The sequence below is a fragment of the Paraburkholderia sp. GAS32 genome (genome assembly GCF_050434225.1).
GTDB lineage: Bacteria > Pseudomonadota > Gammaproteobacteria > Burkholderiales > Burkholderiaceae > Paraburkholderia > Paraburkholderia madseniana.
Genome location: NZ_JBNPVS010000010.1, coordinates 105,641 through 120,940, shown reverse-complemented (window position 1 = coordinate 120,940; position 15,300 = coordinate 105,641). Strand labels below are relative to the sequence as shown.

Below are 15,300 nucleotides of genomic sequence, written 5' to 3'. Positions count from 1 at the left end.
CTGATGGCTCATGCCGGCGAAGTGATTTCGCCGGCATGCAAACCTTCAAACTCCGGCGTCAAACCAGGGCAGCAAGTGCCGGTGGCAGACATCGGCGCCAAACAGGACACTCACCGCGTCGCTATCCCCGCGCCAAGCGTCGTTGACCGGCGCGCAAGACGCTCGCGGCACCACCTCAGCACCGGCCGCTCAACGAAGTGCCACGACAGCGCCGCGCACAGCACGATGAACGGCGCGGCGATCAGCACCGCCGTCACATGGCTCAACTGCGGCGCGATATTCGCGACGCATTGCTGCACCATGAAGCCGTACAGATAAATCCCATACGAGTAGTCGTGACGCGGCACGAAGCGCCGCAGGAGCGGCGTCGCGCCCACCCACAGCACGCCGTATGCGAAAGCCAGATAGAACAGCGGTTGAGCGCCCGCCGTGTCGCGGAACACCAGAAACACCATCGCCAGCGCGAGCGCGGTCAGGCCGTTGATATCGAGCCGTTCGCGCCAGCCGTACAGCAGCATTCCCAGCATGAAAAACGGTTCCGGCCAGAACGAATAGCCGCCGGGCGTTTCGCTGAAGTCGCGCAGGCCGATCTGCAGATGCGGCAGATGCACGCGCAGAACGAAGGCAGCGCACCCGAGCGCCGCCGCCAGCGCCACGCCGCGCGCGCTAGACAGCAACCCCAGCATGCCGGTCACCATCACGATCAGATAGCAGCGCACTTCGAGCGGCAACGTCCACAGCGGCGCGCAGACGTCGACGGGAAAGCGGTTGTGTTCAAACACGCCAGGCAGCGCCCAGCCGGTTTTCAGCACGATGGTGGAAAAGTTGTCGAGGTTGGCCCACGTCATGCCGGAGGCGAAATAGTCGCGCAGCGGCAGCGTCGTCAACAGCGGCCCGAGGATGAACACCGTCACCAGCGAGCCGCCCGCCACCGCCGGCCACAGGCGCGCGATGCGCAACGCGGCGAAACGAGGCACCGAACGTTGCCGGTCGAAACTGGCGGTCACCAGCATGCCGCTCAGCAGAAAAAACGCATAGACGCCGAGTGCGCCGAAACCATCGAAGCCGAGCGCATTCTGGACCCAATCCGTCGTGCCGTCGGGTGCCTGCAGCAGATACGAATGGCCATACACCACGGCGATGGCGGCAAGGAGCCGCACGAGATCGAAGTTGTTACCGTTGCGCGATAGAGCGTGCGAAAGCGGGTTCATCGATACCTCTTACAGAAAGCGTCACTAACGGGTGCAGACACGCCAGAATGCGGCATGGCAGCAATTTGCACCGTTCGCTTTCCCACAGAGCGTCGCGGCACAGCGGGAGCGGTTCAAGCAGCGGCAACCAGCTAGCGCATTGCCACCGTCTGAACCGCATTCCGGATTCGCTCCTCCGGGCACAGTCACGCGACATCTGATAATTTGTCTACCGACGGATTGGAATCGGCGCGCCCTGCCCCAATAATGTCCCTATGGAGTGTCATTGGGGCGCCATCGCGCGCCCGTCGATGCACCGATTACCCGTTCACCCGCGTCAGACAGGAAGCCTTATGTCCACTACCCCCTCGAAGCACGACAATCCGCTCCTCGATTTCTCCGACCTGCCGCGCTTTGGCGAAATCCGCCCCGAACACGTCACACCCGCCCTCGATATCCTGCTCACCGATGCGGCCGCCGCGGTCGAACGCGCCGCCCAGCCCATTACGCCCGCGTCTTGGGCCGATGTGGTCGAGCCGGTCGAACGCGCAACCGAACCGCTGTCGCGCGCCTGGGGCGTGGTCGGCCATCTGAACGCCGTGGCGGATACGCCGGAACTGCGCGCCGTGTACGGCGAGAATCTGCCGCGCGTCACCGAGTTCTGGTCGAGCGTCGGCCAGAATCTCGCGCTCTATGAGAAGTACAAGGCACTGCACGCCAGCAGCGATTTTTCGTCGCTGACCGGCGAGCGCAAGAAGATCCTCGGCAATGCGCTGCGCGATTTCCGCCTCTCGGGCGCGGAATTGCCGGAAGACCAGAAGCCGCATTTCGCCGAATTGCAGGAAAAGCAGGCGGGGTTGTCGAAAGCGTTTTCGGATCACGTGCTCGATGCGACCAACGCTTACGCCTATATCGTCGAAGCCGGCGATGAAGCGCAACTGGCCGGCCTGCCGGAAGACGTGATCGAAGCCGCGAAGGAAGCGGCCGAACGCGAGGGCAAAACCGGCTACAAATTCACCCTGCACTTCCCATCGTATTTCCCGATCATGCAGTACTCGGAAAATCGCGCGATGCGCGAAACGATATACCGCGCGTATGTGACGCGCGCGTCGGAACTCGGCCCGCAATATGGCAACGGCAAGCCGGAATGGGACAACACGGCCGTGCTCGCCGATCAGTTGAAGCTGCGCGCCGAAGAAGCGCACATGCTCGGCTACAACAACTTCGCCGAAGTCTCGCTCGCGCCGAAGATGGCCGAGTCGCCGGCGCAGGTCATGGCCTTCCTCGAAGACCTCGCCACGCGCGCACGCCCGCACGCTGAACAGGACTGGAAGGAACTGCGCGAATTTGCAGCGAACGAACTCGGCATGGCCGACCTGCAACCGTGGGACATGACGTTTGCCGCTGAACGTCTGCGTCAGAAGCGCTATTCGTTCTCCGAGAACGAAGTCAAACAGTACTTCCCGGAAGACACCGTCTTCAAGGGTCTCTTCAAGGTCACCGAAACGCTGTTCGGCGTGCGCATCCGTCGCGACGAAGCAGCCGTGTGGCACCCGGACGTGCGCTTTTTCCGCGTCGAGAATCAGGACGGCGGCCTCGTCGCCCAGTTCTATCTCGATCTGTATGCACGCGAAGGCAAACGCGGCGGCGCATGGATGGACGATGCGCGTGGCCGTCACAAGCACACGCACGGCAGCGTGCAAACGCCGGTGGCGTATCTGACCTGCAACTTCTCAGCGCCGGTCGGCGGCAAGACCGCCTGCTTCACGCATGATGAAGTGATCACGCTGTTCCACGAGTTCGGCCACGGGTTGCATCACATGCTCACGCGTGTGGATGAACTGGGCCTGTCGGGCATCAACGGCGTCGAGTGGGACGCGGTCGAACTGCCGTCGCAATTCATGGAGAACTTCTGCTGGGAGTGGGACGTATTGAGCGACATGACCTCACACGTCGACACCGCCAAGCCACTGCCGCGTGATCTGTTCGACAAGATGCTCGCAGCGAAGAATTTCCAGAGCGGTCTAGGTACGCTGCGCCAGATCGTGTTCTCGATGTTCGACATGCAACTGCACACCGGTTTCGATGCGTCCGGCACGAAGAACGCGACTGAACTCGCGAGCGAGATCAACGAGCGTTTCCACGTGGTGCCGCAAGCTTCGTTCTCGCGTTGGCCGAATACGTTCAGCCATATTTTCGCGGGCGGTTATGCAGCGGGCTACTACAGCTACAAGTGGGCTGAAGTGCTGTCCGCCGATGCGTATGCCGCGTTCGAAGAAGCCGCACAAGCCGCGAGCGGCAGTGTGCTCGATCAGGCAACCGGCATGCGTTATCGCAAGGAGATTCTGGAAGTGGGCGGTAGCCGTCCCGCGATGGAATCGTTCAAGGCGTTCCGCGGCCGCGAGCCGAGTATCGATGCGCTGCTACGCCACAATGGCATGACGCCTGCTGCGACGCATTGAATCTTGCGTTGAAGCATTCGGCGGCGTTGTAGATAAACGCCGACATCGGCTAAAAATCCGGTGATTGAACTGCACCCCGCATCGTTGGATACCCGTCCAACGATGCGGGGTGTTTTTTCATGAGCAAGCACCTGCATTTTCCATTCGCGCGTATGTCGCGAACGGTGCACGGCGGCTAACCGCGATGCAATTTGAAATCCACCTCGGCAGGACGCCCTTCCAGCGACAACGCCGCGCGCGCAGCAGGCGCGCGGCTCACCACCTTGCCGCGACTCACCACCGCGAGCCGCGCGGCGCGCAAGCGGATCGCTTCGACCGGGTCGCGTGCGTCGAGCAGCACGAGATTCGCCGCGCAACCCGGCGTGACGCCGTAGCCTTCCAGTCCGAGAATACGCGCGGCATTCACCGTGACCGCGTCGAAACACGCATGCATACCGTCGACGCCCGTCATCTGCGCAACATGCAAACCCATGTGCGCAACTTCGAGCATGTCGCCCGAGCCGAGGCTGTACCACGGATCCATCACGCAGTCGTGGCCGAACGCGACGTTGATGCCCGCTGCCATCATCTCCGGCACACGTGTCATGCCGCGCCGTTTCGGATACGTGTCGCTGCGACCCTGCAGCGTGATGTTGATCAACGGATTGGCGATCGCCGCGACGCCCGACTCGCGCATCAGTGGTAAGAGCTTGCTGACGTAGTAGTTGTCCATCGAATGCATCGAAGTCAGGTGCGAACCGGCGACGCGCCCATGCAAGCCGAGCCGGTGCGTTTCGGCTGCGAGCGTTTCGATATGGCGCGACATCGGATCGTCCGATTCGTCGCAATGCATATCGACGCGCAAGCCCTGCTCCGCCGCGAACTCGCACAACATGCGCACGGACTGCGCGCCGTCGGCCATCGTGCGTTCGAAATGCGGAATCCCGCCGACCACGTCGACGCCCATCGCAATCGCACGCTTGAGATTCTCGAATGCGCCGGCGCTGCGCAAGACGCCGTCCTGCGGAAACGCGACCAGTTGCAGATCGAGATAAGGCGCGACGCGACGCTTCACTTCGAGCAGCGCCTCGACCGCGAGCAAGCGCGGATCGCACACATCCACGTGGCTGCGAATCGCCAGCAGACCGCGCGCGACAGCCCAATCGCAGTACTGCAGCGCGCGCTCGATCAGCGCCTCCTGCGTGAGGTCCGGCTTCAGTTCGCCCCACAGCGCGATGCCTTCCAGCAAAGTGCCCGACGCGTTCACGCGCGGCAGACCGTACGACAGCGTCGCGTCCATGTGGAAATGCGGATCGACGAATGGCGGCGTGACGAGTGACCCGGCGGCGTCTATTTCTTCGTGCGCGCTCGCGGCCAGATTCGGTTCGACGGCGACGATACGGCCCGCTTCGATGCCGATGTCGACCGGCTGTTTGTGCTGCTTGTGCTGTGATGTGGCGCCCGGCGGCAGCATCGCTCGGCGGATGATCAGATCCATGATTCGCTCCCTGTTGACCGCTCTTTGACTGATTGCGATTCTATCGGCGTCAGAAATTGCGTGCCGGCGTTTTAGCAAGACGCCGTACCGGCGGGCGGAAAGCAATCCGTACCGGCTACGAATGACAACGCCCGCCTATACTCGACTTTCCACACGTTCGATGCCCGGCATTCGACACGCAACCGCCTGCATCATCCACCAACGGAGCAAGACCATGAAAACCATCGGCGTGATCGGCGGAATGAGTTGGGAGTCGTCCACCGAGTACTACAGGCTCCTGAACCGCCACGCCAAGGCGCGCCTCGGCGGCCACCACAACGCCCGCAGCCTGATGCTGACGGTCGATTTCGCGCCGATCGAGGCCAACCAGCGCGCCGGCAACTGGACCGCGCTCGGCGATCAGCTGGCCGACGCCGCACGCCAACTCGAACGCGGCGGCGCCGACCTGGTGATACTGGCGACCAACACCATGCATCGCGTGTATGAATCGATCGAACAGGCGATCGGCGTGCCCTTCCTGCACATCGCCGATCCGACCGGCAACGCGCTGCGCGCCGCAGGAATCACGCGGGTGGGCTTACTGGGTACGCGCTATACGATGGAGCAGACGTTTTACACAGGGCGCTTACGCGAACGCTACGACCTCGAGACGCTGATTCCCGATGAAGCCGAACGCGCGGATGTGCACCGCATCATCTACGACGAACTGTGCCACGGCAAAGTGAATGACGCCTCGCGTGCGGTATATCAACGTGTGATCGAAGCACTTGCCGCGCGGGGTGCGCAGGCGGTGATTCTCGGCTGTACGGAAATCACCTTGCTGATCAAGCCGGAAGATTCGGCGCTACCCGTGTTCGACACGACCGCATTGCATGCGCAAGCGGCGGTGGACTGGGCGATCGAGTCGGAGTGAATGCAAGCGCGCGTGGCGCATGCACGCATGTGAGCAGACGGCAGAAGTTAAAAAGCCCGCGTAGCTTGCGCTAGCGGGCTTTCAACAATGCTTGGTTGCGGGGGTAGGATTTGAACCTACGACCTTCGGGTTATGAGCCCGACGAGCTGCCAGACTGCTCCACCCCGCGTCAGAGAAAAAGAGTATATAGGGCCGTTCGCGAGACGTCAAACAATCGGATCAAATAATTTCAAATGAGGTGCCCGTCGCGTGTCCACACTCGTGCAGCAAGTGAATGCGGCGCATGAGCAGGCGACTCAGAGATCCTCGACCGTCGCGCCGTCCACTTTGCCGTCGATGATGTCCGCGCCGTACTGGCTCGCGCTGCGTTTCGCCACGCCGAAATCGGAGAACGTGGACGGCAGCACCAGACGAAACACGCGGCTTGCCTTCGAGCCGCTGATCGCGCCCGGCCGGCATACACGTACCGCCACGTCGTAACCTTCGGCATGACGCTTGTGACCGTCGAACTTGTCGAACTGCCGCGAAAACACCAGCGGATGCACTTCGAAGTCCTTATAAAGGGCTGGATATAGTTGGGCCATGATGCATTCCCGATGCGCGTAAAGGTGATCCCACTATACGCCGCGGCATGACGGCGTCGGGCTTTTATTTTCGACGGCCGCCGGGGCAATTTTCACCGTCGCTCGCCTCGCGCGATAAGATGCGGGACTATCGGAATCGCCCCGATCCTGCCAATCCGAATCCGGGTCGCCAGACGGGTCGTCGCTGAAGCAAAAACAAAGCGGAACGCGGGGTCAGTGCCCCACAAAGCCTTGCCCAGCAAGAATGTGAGAACTTTATGAAAATCGCCACCTGCAATCTTCATTGATGTCTCACCCCGCTTCAGGATGTCTTACCCGCCCCACCAAACCCCTGATTTCCCTCACGCGGCAAGCTCCAGATGTCTCAAATTGTTTCAGCTTGGCTCACATCCGTTGGGTAGCTAGGTGGGTAGCCAGCTATAATGACTGTTCCTAGCTACCCACCCGGACGCCCATGCCAAAGCAAACACACAAGCTTGATGATCTTCAAATCAGACGCTGGATTGCGAAAGGCGAGCCCGTTGCAAAATCCGATGGCGATGGCCTGACGTTCACTCTTTCGGCAGCCGGTACGGCCAGTTGGGTCCTGCGGTATCGAGTCGGCGGCGGCCGACGGAAGGAATTGACGCTCGGCAACTATCCCGATGTGGCTCTAGCTGCCGCACGCAGATTGGCACGCACCCACCGAGCAGCGATCGACAGTGGCGCAGATCCGGCTACCGAGAAGCGCACTGAGCGCGCGCGCGCCGTGTCCGCGTGGACGGTCAAGGATCTGGCCGACGACTTCGTGGAAAAGATGCTGAAGCCACCGTTGGCCGATGGCACTATCTACTATCGCAAGTGGGATCTCGAAAACATCGTGCGGCCAAAGTTAGGTCCGCTTGAAGTGCGCAAGGTAGCGCCGGCCGATGTCGTACACATGATCGAAAAGAGCGGGCGCTCATGGACAGTCTGCAAGCGCCTCCTCACAACAACCACGCAGTTGTTCGCGCACGCCTGTGGCAAGCGCATGATCGATGTCAACCCTTGCGTCGGAATCACACTCAAGGCGCTTATGGGTCCGCGGCCTCCGGTGAAGCCGCGTGTGATGTTGACCGAAAATGAGATGCGCGCATTGCTTGTCGGAATCGACGATACGATCGGACGCGAGAATGGCCTTGCGCTGCGCATCCTGTTCGCCACTTGCGTTCGCTCGATCGAGTTGGCAAAAGCACGATGGGAGCATATCGACTTCGAAAGGAACACATGGCTCGTACCCGACGAATCTGTCAAAACGCGAGCAGGCTTCCTCGTGCCGATTACCCCCACCGTGCGACATTGGTTCGAGTGCCTGAAGGCGATTGCCGGTGACTCCGAATGGGTGCTTCCTGCGCGCACTGCTGTACGTCGGAAAAACCACGGCGACACTCACGTCGGAAACACGACTTTATGGGCTTCGATTAATCGCGCATTCACGCGCGGAGGATTGGACATTCGCCGCTTCACGCCACACGACACGCGAAGCACCGCCAAGGGCCACATGCGCAACATGAAAATTCCCAATGAGATCACGGAACTCGCGCTCAATCACAAGCTCAAGGGCATGGAGCGGATTTACGATGTGCGTGAAGACATCCCCGAACGTCGAGAAGCACTAGAACTATGGGCTGCGTTGATCGTATCGTGCACCGAAGGTCGGCCGTGGAATGTCGTTTCGATCAACGCCGCGGCGTAAGCCGGCTCGCGGGACACGCATGCGTTCAGTTCTGACCGCAAGGTGGGTGCATGGAAGGCAGCCGAAGATCTAGACGCATCACGGGGGCACCCCCTTCCCACTGGCGCAATTGCGGACAAACATAGCGTTTCGCTAAGTTTTCGAGCCGCGCTGACCAATCGCGGATGTGTGTCCTGTCAGGCCGCCAGTTCCATAAAAAAGCCCACAAAACAGGTGGGCTATGAATTTCGGCTCGGCGTTCGGCATCGAATCGCGGTGCAGCCTTTTCGACCGCCGTTCGCACCTGTCGCATCAGTATGCTAATCTAGACACGTATGTCTGACCTTGCGTCTCATGTATGCCCCGTTAATGCGGCAAAAACATAGACCGCTGCAATGCTGAAATAATGCGCTGCTAAAAGCAGGTAACACAGGTTTGCTGTACTCATGTACTTTTCCTGTAGAGGTACGTGATTCGAAGGGGCCCGCCCGAATCTTCCTACGGACGTAGGCGAAGCCCCTTCCCCATTCGAAACGGCGCGATCACTCGCGTCGTTTCCTTTTGAGCGATAACACTGCTCAAAATCCATCTCGCTGAGTCCTTTGCCGATTGCGCGGCGGTAAATTCATCTTTGCGGCAATTATGCTCCCGCAAAACATGAGTCCTGAGCACGCGAAAAACACCGCGCACTGTATTTCGACCTTCACTCAGCCACGGACAACACTACTACAAAATTCGGCTAGATTTACACTCCGCCACTTGGACTGAGTGATAGTAGTCACATCTTGCCGCGCTGCACTGCAGCCATGTGCCCGTCCAGAAGCCCGCCTGAGCCAGTAAACTTGTCCACCGTGGCCGTCATCGACGAGAACGTCGGTGTGCAGCGCGATTTGCATCGCGTGGTCGACGTCCATCTGCAGCGGGCCTACCGGCAGGTGCATTTGCTCGGATCAGGAAGTTACGTGCGAAACCGTCCTTCACCTTGACGATGTCGCCCAGGTTGCTCATGTTGACAACTTTTCCATCGGAATGACTTGCATTCTCGCGCTCCTTGCCGCGTGGTCGGATTAGGCCTCGCGCTGGTCGGTGCGCGGCAACGGCGCGAGCAAACGCACGCTTGATAGCAATGGCGGCCGCCCTTTTGGGTAACGTTGGTATGGCTTGATTTAAAGACCTCAGGGCGGGCTGAGGGCAATATCCGCGACCCTGAGGTTGGGCTTAGGGTACCCTGAGGGTATCCTCATCGTTCATTTATCGCCTGCGGGCACTATCTGGTCGGGTAACGATATCGATCGACTGAGCTTCGCGCTCAGACATTCCATATGTCGTCTGCAGCCATTCGATAACGACTTTTTGAGAAGTGATCGTAAGCGAGTCATTCTCGTTATATTGAGCACCGTAATATCTATCGATAACCGCGCGCGCTGCATCTAAAAGCTTGGTCTTGTGTTCGCGGCGTTGCGGCGCTTCTGATTTCGGCTTGTGCTCGTTTCTCAAGCCCAGTTTTTGCCACATTGCCTCACGCCTCATGGCACGCGCCTCATCCGTCAGTTCGCCGCTGCCAGAAAAGTATGCGTCGTGCACATCAAGGTCGCTGCGCTTTATGTACAGACCGTCCGCCCACTCTGGAAGCGACGTGACCTTTCCGGTATCCCAGTACTCCCCTTTTTTGAAAACGTAAATGTAAAGGGGGTCGTCAAAAGAGAGCCTGCTCATGTTGCCATCTGCAGCCATCTTGTACAGCGGAACACCCTCGTAGATGAGATGAGCGGCTGAATCGATCGCAGAACCCAGATCTCCGCTGTATTTCTCAAAAACGGCAAACTGTATCGAAAGGATGTCTAGCATATCGCCCAAGTCATCAGCTTTCAGCCATTTGAAAGTCCCATGGAACCAATTTCTAGTGATTTCGAAGAAGGAAATGTATTCTGAGTCCGAGTCAGACTTTTCACCGTCGTCATCGCGAATCTTGTCCAGCATGAGCTGCGCAAAACTGCCGTGGTATTTTCTCGAATTCCTGAAGATACTGTTCTCGGCCTCAGAAGAGCCATTGTCTCGCTTTGCCATGAATGGGTTACCCCCATTTCCGGGTATCCCTAAGACCGATTCGCAAACAAATTTTACGAACTCAACCGGCTTCGCGTCTATATATTCACGCAGCAATTCCGCGTTGCGGTGCTTTACGTCTTCGAGAGTATTGCCAGTCTCATTGCTTTCAACATTCTTTGCGGCTTCTTCACTCATTTTTCCCTCGGCAGTAACTAACGGCATGCACCCTTCAATACCCCGCAGCCTCATGCGGCGACAAATCCACGCCCGTCTCCGGTGCCAGAGCGAAAATCTTGATTAGCTTGCTGGCATGCTGCGCCGGGATCGTCCTGTCGGCGAACGCGTCCGGCTTTTCGCCGATAAGCAGCCCATCGATATCGTCGATCGTCTTCCACATTTGCGCTGGCGGAATACCCTGACCGCCGTCAAGTTGATAACCGATAACTACGGGTTTGTCGCCCGGGATCAAACCGTAGGCGCGCGCCTCCATCGTTCGATGGTTGCTCCATTCGTCGATATAGACCACGAGGGTTCCATTGAGAACGGCAATCCTGAAGTCTTCGTCACAGTCCTTCGAACCTGACCCACCGCGCCGAATGACTAACCCCGGATATCGATAGTTCATGTTGGCTATTTCCATGAAGAAATCAGGCAAATATACTCCCAACGGCGCCCAACATCAGGCGCCCAAGCCGGTTCCCGACGGTTGCACGCGCGGGCAGCGTGGACGACCGGCTCCGACATGCGCTATGGTGGGATGAAAGACTGAAATAGCCTGCAGCAACCAATCAATCAAGGGAGATTGCCATGCAGCCAACAATTCACCCGTCCACTTGGAAATTCTTGCGCGGCATTTACCGGAATTGGTATTCGCCTCGTCCGGATCTCACGCTTAACGATTGGTTAAGCGACATGCGCCGAGCACACGCCGCGCTGCTTGGCGAGGACATCGAAATCGATAGGATACTCGCGCAGTCGATTATGGTTCTTGAATACGCCATCATTGATCGCGAGGGTCGGTTGCCGGCTAAGATCACCTCGTAACCGCCCCTAGCCGCAAAGTCCATGCACCCGAGTCCGATCAACCGGGGAATCAATCGCGAGGCATGGCTTGGCATTCCCGAGCAATGGGCGCGCGCAAATCGTTGAAGCCGCAAAATCTATAACTCATTGATTTCAAAGCAAACCTCAAAATTGAGTTTTGTAAACTCGGGCAGCAGCGATGGACGACTTAGATTCCGCGAAGGCGCTGGTCTTCGGCTTCAGCGCCTATACGTGCCAAGTGCGGGGCATTTGGATGGCCGGGGAACTGCAGGGGGATGTAGTGGAGACCATCCGCAAACACGCCGAGCAAATGAGCCCCTTCCTTTGCCTAACGCCAGCCCAATCCGTTCTTTGGATGAAACTGCTTCCGGACGAAAGTCTGATTTGGGGCGTGGGGCCCGGCCTGTTGATGCGGGTCGGCGCGGAAACGATCACAGCCTTGGAGATTATCGAAGGGGGAGCCGACGAGGACATAACCCTATCGAAGCTCGCCGTCGTGCTCGGCGATATCTGCGACAAGCTCACGAATCCCTGAGCGGCCTCCCGGCGCTCGGCGTAGGCGCAGAGACCAGCGCATCCCGCCGAGGCCGTCCTACGCGCTCTAGCCCCGCCACGTTTCAGTGACGTTGATCCATGCGGACTCAGCCTTAACGAGCCACACGCCGTTCGCGCCCTCCAGGTACGTGAACGTCTTCTGGCGCACTACGGCGCTCTGCTCAAAGCAAGTGTCCGTGAGCATGTTGTTGTTCGCGTCATACGTGAACTCGTGCGGCAGCGAGGACGGATCGAAGGTGATACCGTTGGCGTCTTTAACGACGGTACGAACGCTTGCGGACATGGCGATTCCTGAGTGATTAGTAGCACTCAGGATGGGGTCACTACTTCGCGGCGAGCGTACGAAAAAAAAACCGCTACGAGAGCGGGCTTAAGCGCTGCTACAGCGCGAGGCGGATGACCTCAAACAATGAGCCTCATTCTATCCATCACGACACGATGCGCAAACGAGGCCGCCATATACCAACAAACCCCGGCTAACCGGGGCGTAGATCAGTTGCTCACGCTGTTCCCGGGCAACGAAACACGTTGCGTCATTCCAGAAGAGGTCGGCGGATTGATCGTGGTGGACAGCTTCTTCGTCTTCGTGGAGCCGTTCACCGTGGTTGAGTTATTCTGTTCAAGCTGCACAATGACCATCGGAGCCTGCCCCGGCAAGTGATCGCTGCCGCCCTTTGCCTTCGCCAAGTCAGCCGCAGGAATCTTCGCCATCTGGTTGCTCAGGTCGTAGCGGATCGGGTTTTCGTGCGAGTAGTCACCCGGGCGCTCAATGTCCTGGCCGAACATAACGCCAGCAGTGCCAGCGTTTTGCGCAGCCCAAAAGCGCCCCGCTTTTCCGTACTGGCTGCCACCCTTGCTGATTTCACTTAGCGCGAAGGCCATTTGTTCCGCAGCCGTGGATTTGTGAATGTCGTGCCCGGCCCATTTTGCAAAGTCCTTCTGACGCCCCGCATCCCACTGAAGCAGCCCGTAATGTCCTGCGTTAGATGCGCTCGGATCGAGTGAACTTTCGCGCATGGCGTTGCCGAGCATCCCGTCCGCCTGCGCTTCAGGAACGCCAGCCGCGATAAGTTGCGCCTTCAGAGCCGCGGCAGTGGCAGTGCCGCTCTTGCCAATGCCACCAGTGCCAGCAGCGCCCGGCCTCGCATTCGCGCCAATACCTGGCATAGTGGCGCTCGGATCGCCGACACTGCTATCGAAGCCAGTCGCAGTCTTGCTCGGCGCGGGCGGCCCCATGTCGCCACCAATGCCGAGCATCTTTTTAGCGATGCCTTCAACCCAGCTTTCCATGCGGGTAATGCCGGGCGCGACATAAGTGCCGATGTTCGTCTTGATGTCATTGAGGTCTGCAGCAGCCTGGCGCGCGAGCGAGCCCTGCGTGTCCTCTTGCCCTTTGCCGGCGAGCACGCGCACCAGTTCGTTTTGCAACTGCTGGAAGTTGCCGCTTTTCTCGGCGCTATCCATCGCAGCGAGGTCGTCGGGGCTCATATCCTTGCGGTTGCGAATCGAGTCCGGGCCGCTGCGGTAGAGCTTTTCGAGATCGTCAAACGAACCGGCCTTCGAGATACCGGCGATAGCCTGCAGGCCGCCCTCGCGCAAGTCGCTAAGGCCGACACCTGCGTTCTTCAGAATCGTGGCGATGCCGTTGTGGTCCGACGTGCTGGCGTTCGCGAGGCTAGCAGCGTCGCCGAGCGACTTCAGGCCAAACATATTTTTGACGGCGTCAAGCTCCATTTCGTAGCCGTACTGGCCGCGACCGGAGTAAGCCTTGTCGAGGCCCTGCATGGTTACGGCGAGGTTCGAACCAGCGGGCCCGCTGTATTGCTCATTCCAGTTTTTGATGCCGCGGCGCGACATGAAGCCAGCAACGTCCTGGTTGTCCAGACCGTTCGAGAACAGGCCGCCCTCTGCGCGAAGCTGCGCGCGGATCGGGTCCATGCCGAATTGCTGCGTCAGGAAGTTGCGCGTCGCCTCAGTTCCGCCCATGCGCTGCATGGCAGAGTTGGCTGTGCCGAGGATCGAAGAGGCATGGTCCGCCGTCATATCGCCGGTCAGCATCGAGCCGTAGGCGTTGCCGAACATGCTCAGGTTCGGGTTGACTGCGTTGAACCGATTCTGCGAAGCAGCGAAGCTCTGCATGGCCTGCATGACTTCGCCTGGGGCCGCCTTACCCTGCGCGGTAACGATGGCTTCTGCAAGCTGGGTCGCGAGTTCCTTGTTGTTCTGGCGCGAGTTGAGCCGCTGCATGCCAGACATGAAGCCGACGCCCTGCGACGGATCGATACCGTACGCGCGCCCGAGGTCCGCGCCTTGGCGCGTGGCCGCAGCGACTTCGTCAGGCGTGCGGTACATGCCGCCGCTCGCCTGATTCGCCTGATTCTCCAGCTTGGCGAATTCAACAGAGGACACGCCGAGCCCCTGGTTGAACTTCTCAGTGCCCGCCGTCAGCGCATCGAACGACACACCGAGATCGCCCATCGAGCGCTTCAGCGTATCGAGGTCCATCGCGCGGCTATTGGACAAGCCCACGCCTTCGGACACGAACTGTGCGCCCTTGCCAATACCTGACGTGAGCAAGGACATGGCCATACCTGGAAGGCCGCCACCACCAAGGCCCGCCGTAATCATGTTGCCAGCAGTACCGCCGATGCCGTTGCCGACAGCCAGTGCGGTCGCCGTTCCCCATCCGCCGTTAGGGCGGCGCTTCCACCAGGAGCCAGTGCCTTCCTCGTCGCCACCGGAGCCACCATAACCGCCGCCAGCGGCACGGCGAGGACGACGCCCGCCACCACTACCACCGCCACCAGCGCCACCTGAGCCGCCTGCGGAGCCGCCAGCACCACCCCCGCCAGCACCGGGCGCAACGGCGTTGCCGTTCGCATCCACATCGTTCGCCAGCGTGGGGTCCAAACTGGACCCACGGACGGCGGCCATGAAGGCACGATCACGCATGCGCTGCGCCGTCGCGGGGTTCGTGGAGAGCTTCGAAAAGTCGATCTGCGATAGATGCGCGCCAGATTGTCCCGTGGCTTTGAGCGCATTGCGTAGCTGTGGCGACAACGAAATTACCTGCTTCATCTGCGTATTGATGAGCGAGAGATCGCGCGCCATCAGCTTCATGTCCGTTGGCTCGAATTTGAGGCCCTGATTTTTTGCGACCGCCGCGCCCAGCTTATTCATGGACGCAGTGATTTTCTGGATGGCCGCATCAACGCCACTGACGTTTGCGCCGACTCCGATCTTGACTTGATCTACCATTTTAAGGATTCCGAATGCGTGTTAGATAGCCTTATCGTGGCGTCACTACAGAGGGCGCGGACCAATGAAAAAGGG

Annotated in this window: 12 protein-coding genes, 1 tRNA gene and 1 pseudogene; 5 read left to right on the top strand and 9 right to left on the bottom strand. The window is 59.6% G+C overall.

Going from position 1 to position 15,300, the window contains the following annotated elements:
• Positions 1-110 precede the first annotated feature (110 nt).
• On the bottom strand, positions 111-1,211 hold the full coding sequence (locus P3T25_RS14885) for an acyltransferase family protein (protein WP_154566148.1): 1,101 nt from the start codon (positions 1,209-1,211) through the stop codon (positions 111-113).
• Positions 1,212-1,543: 332 nt separating this feature from the next.
• Between P3T25_RS14885 and P3T25_RS14880 the strand changes: the two genes are divergently transcribed.
• The gene (locus P3T25_RS14880) at positions 1,544-3,652 is read left to right on the top strand and encodes a M3 family metallopeptidase (protein ID WP_429358317.1); all 2,109 of its coding nucleotides are present in this window, start codon (positions 1,544-1,546) and stop codon (positions 3,650-3,652) included.
• Between the two features lie 175 nt (positions 3,653-3,827).
• On the opposite strand, the gene P3T25_RS14875 is transcribed toward P3T25_RS14880, so the two are convergent.
• Entirely contained in the window at positions 3,828-5,129 is a 1,302-nt protein-coding gene (locus P3T25_RS14875) for an amidohydrolase family protein (RefSeq protein ID WP_154566146.1), read from the bottom strand.
• A gap of 214 nt (positions 5,130-5,343) precedes the next feature.
• On the opposite strand from P3T25_RS14875, the gene P3T25_RS14870 reads away from it, so the two are divergent.
• On the top strand, positions 5,344-6,042 hold the full coding sequence (locus P3T25_RS14870) for an aspartate/glutamate racemase family protein (protein ID WP_154566145.1): 699 nt from the start codon (positions 5,344-5,346) through the stop codon (positions 6,040-6,042).
• Positions 6,043-6,134: 92 nt separating this feature from the next.
• Here P3T25_RS14870 and P3T25_RS14865 read toward each other — a convergent pair.
• A tRNA-Met gene (locus tag P3T25_RS14865) sits at positions 6,135-6,211 on the bottom strand.
• A gap of 127 nt (positions 6,212-6,338) precedes the next feature.
• Positions 6,339-6,626, bottom strand: coding sequence for a hypothetical protein (locus P3T25_RS14860; RefSeq protein ID WP_154566144.1), 288 nt, complete (start codon positions 6,624-6,626; stop codon positions 6,339-6,341).
• A gap of 454 nt (positions 6,627-7,080) precedes the next feature.
• Between P3T25_RS14860 and P3T25_RS14855 the strand changes: the two genes are divergently transcribed.
• Positions 7,081-8,340: a tyrosine-type recombinase/integrase gene (locus tag P3T25_RS14855; RefSeq protein WP_429358316.1), complete on the top strand. Its 1,260-nt coding sequence runs from the start codon at positions 7,081-7,083 to the stop codon at positions 8,338-8,340.
• A 917-nt stretch (positions 8,341-9,257) separates the two neighbouring features.
• Here the strand turns inward: P3T25_RS14855 and P3T25_RS14850 are convergent.
• The 3 genes and pseudogenes from P3T25_RS14850 to P3T25_RS14840 form a co-directional block, all read right to left on the bottom strand.
• A pseudogene (locus tag P3T25_RS14850) lies at positions 9,258-9,327 on the bottom strand (hypothetical protein); the annotation flags it as partial.
• 243 nt (positions 9,328-9,570) lie between these two features.
• Positions 9,571-10,563 carry a hypothetical protein gene (locus P3T25_RS14845; RefSeq protein ID WP_429358315.1) on the bottom strand — a complete coding sequence of 331 codons (993 nt, stop codon included), beginning with the start codon at positions 10,561-10,563 and terminating at the stop codon, positions 9,571-9,573.
• Positions 10,564-10,597: 34 nt separating this feature from the next.
• On the bottom strand, positions 10,598-11,023 hold the full coding sequence (locus P3T25_RS14840) for a hypothetical protein (protein WP_408414662.1): 426 nt from the start codon (positions 11,021-11,023) through the stop codon (positions 10,598-10,600).
• A gap of 152 nt (positions 11,024-11,175) precedes the next feature.
• Between P3T25_RS14840 and P3T25_RS14835 the strand changes: the two genes are divergently transcribed.
• Together P3T25_RS14835 and P3T25_RS14830 are read left to right on the top strand one after the other, a co-directional pair.
• Positions 11,176-11,412, top strand: coding sequence for a hypothetical protein (locus P3T25_RS14835; RefSeq protein WP_429358314.1), 237 nt, complete (start codon positions 11,176-11,178; stop codon positions 11,410-11,412).
• Between the two features lie 178 nt (positions 11,413-11,590).
• Positions 11,591-11,947, top strand: coding sequence for a hypothetical protein (locus P3T25_RS14830; protein ID WP_429358313.1), 357 nt, complete (start codon positions 11,591-11,593; stop codon positions 11,945-11,947).
• 66 nt (positions 11,948-12,013) lie between these two features.
• On the opposite strand, the gene P3T25_RS14825 is transcribed toward P3T25_RS14830, so the two are convergent.
• Together P3T25_RS14825 and P3T25_RS14820 are read right to left on the bottom strand one after the other, a co-directional pair.
• On the bottom strand, positions 12,014-12,250 hold the full coding sequence (locus P3T25_RS14825) for a hypothetical protein (RefSeq protein ID WP_429358312.1): 237 nt from the start codon (positions 12,248-12,250) through the stop codon (positions 12,014-12,016).
• A gap of 209 nt (positions 12,251-12,459) precedes the next feature.
• Positions 12,460-15,225 carry a phage tail tip lysozyme gene (locus P3T25_RS14820; protein ID WP_429358311.1) on the bottom strand — a complete coding sequence of 922 codons (2,766 nt, stop codon included), beginning with the start codon at positions 15,223-15,225 and terminating at the stop codon, positions 12,460-12,462.
• Between the last annotated feature and the right edge of the window lie 75 nt (positions 15,226-15,300).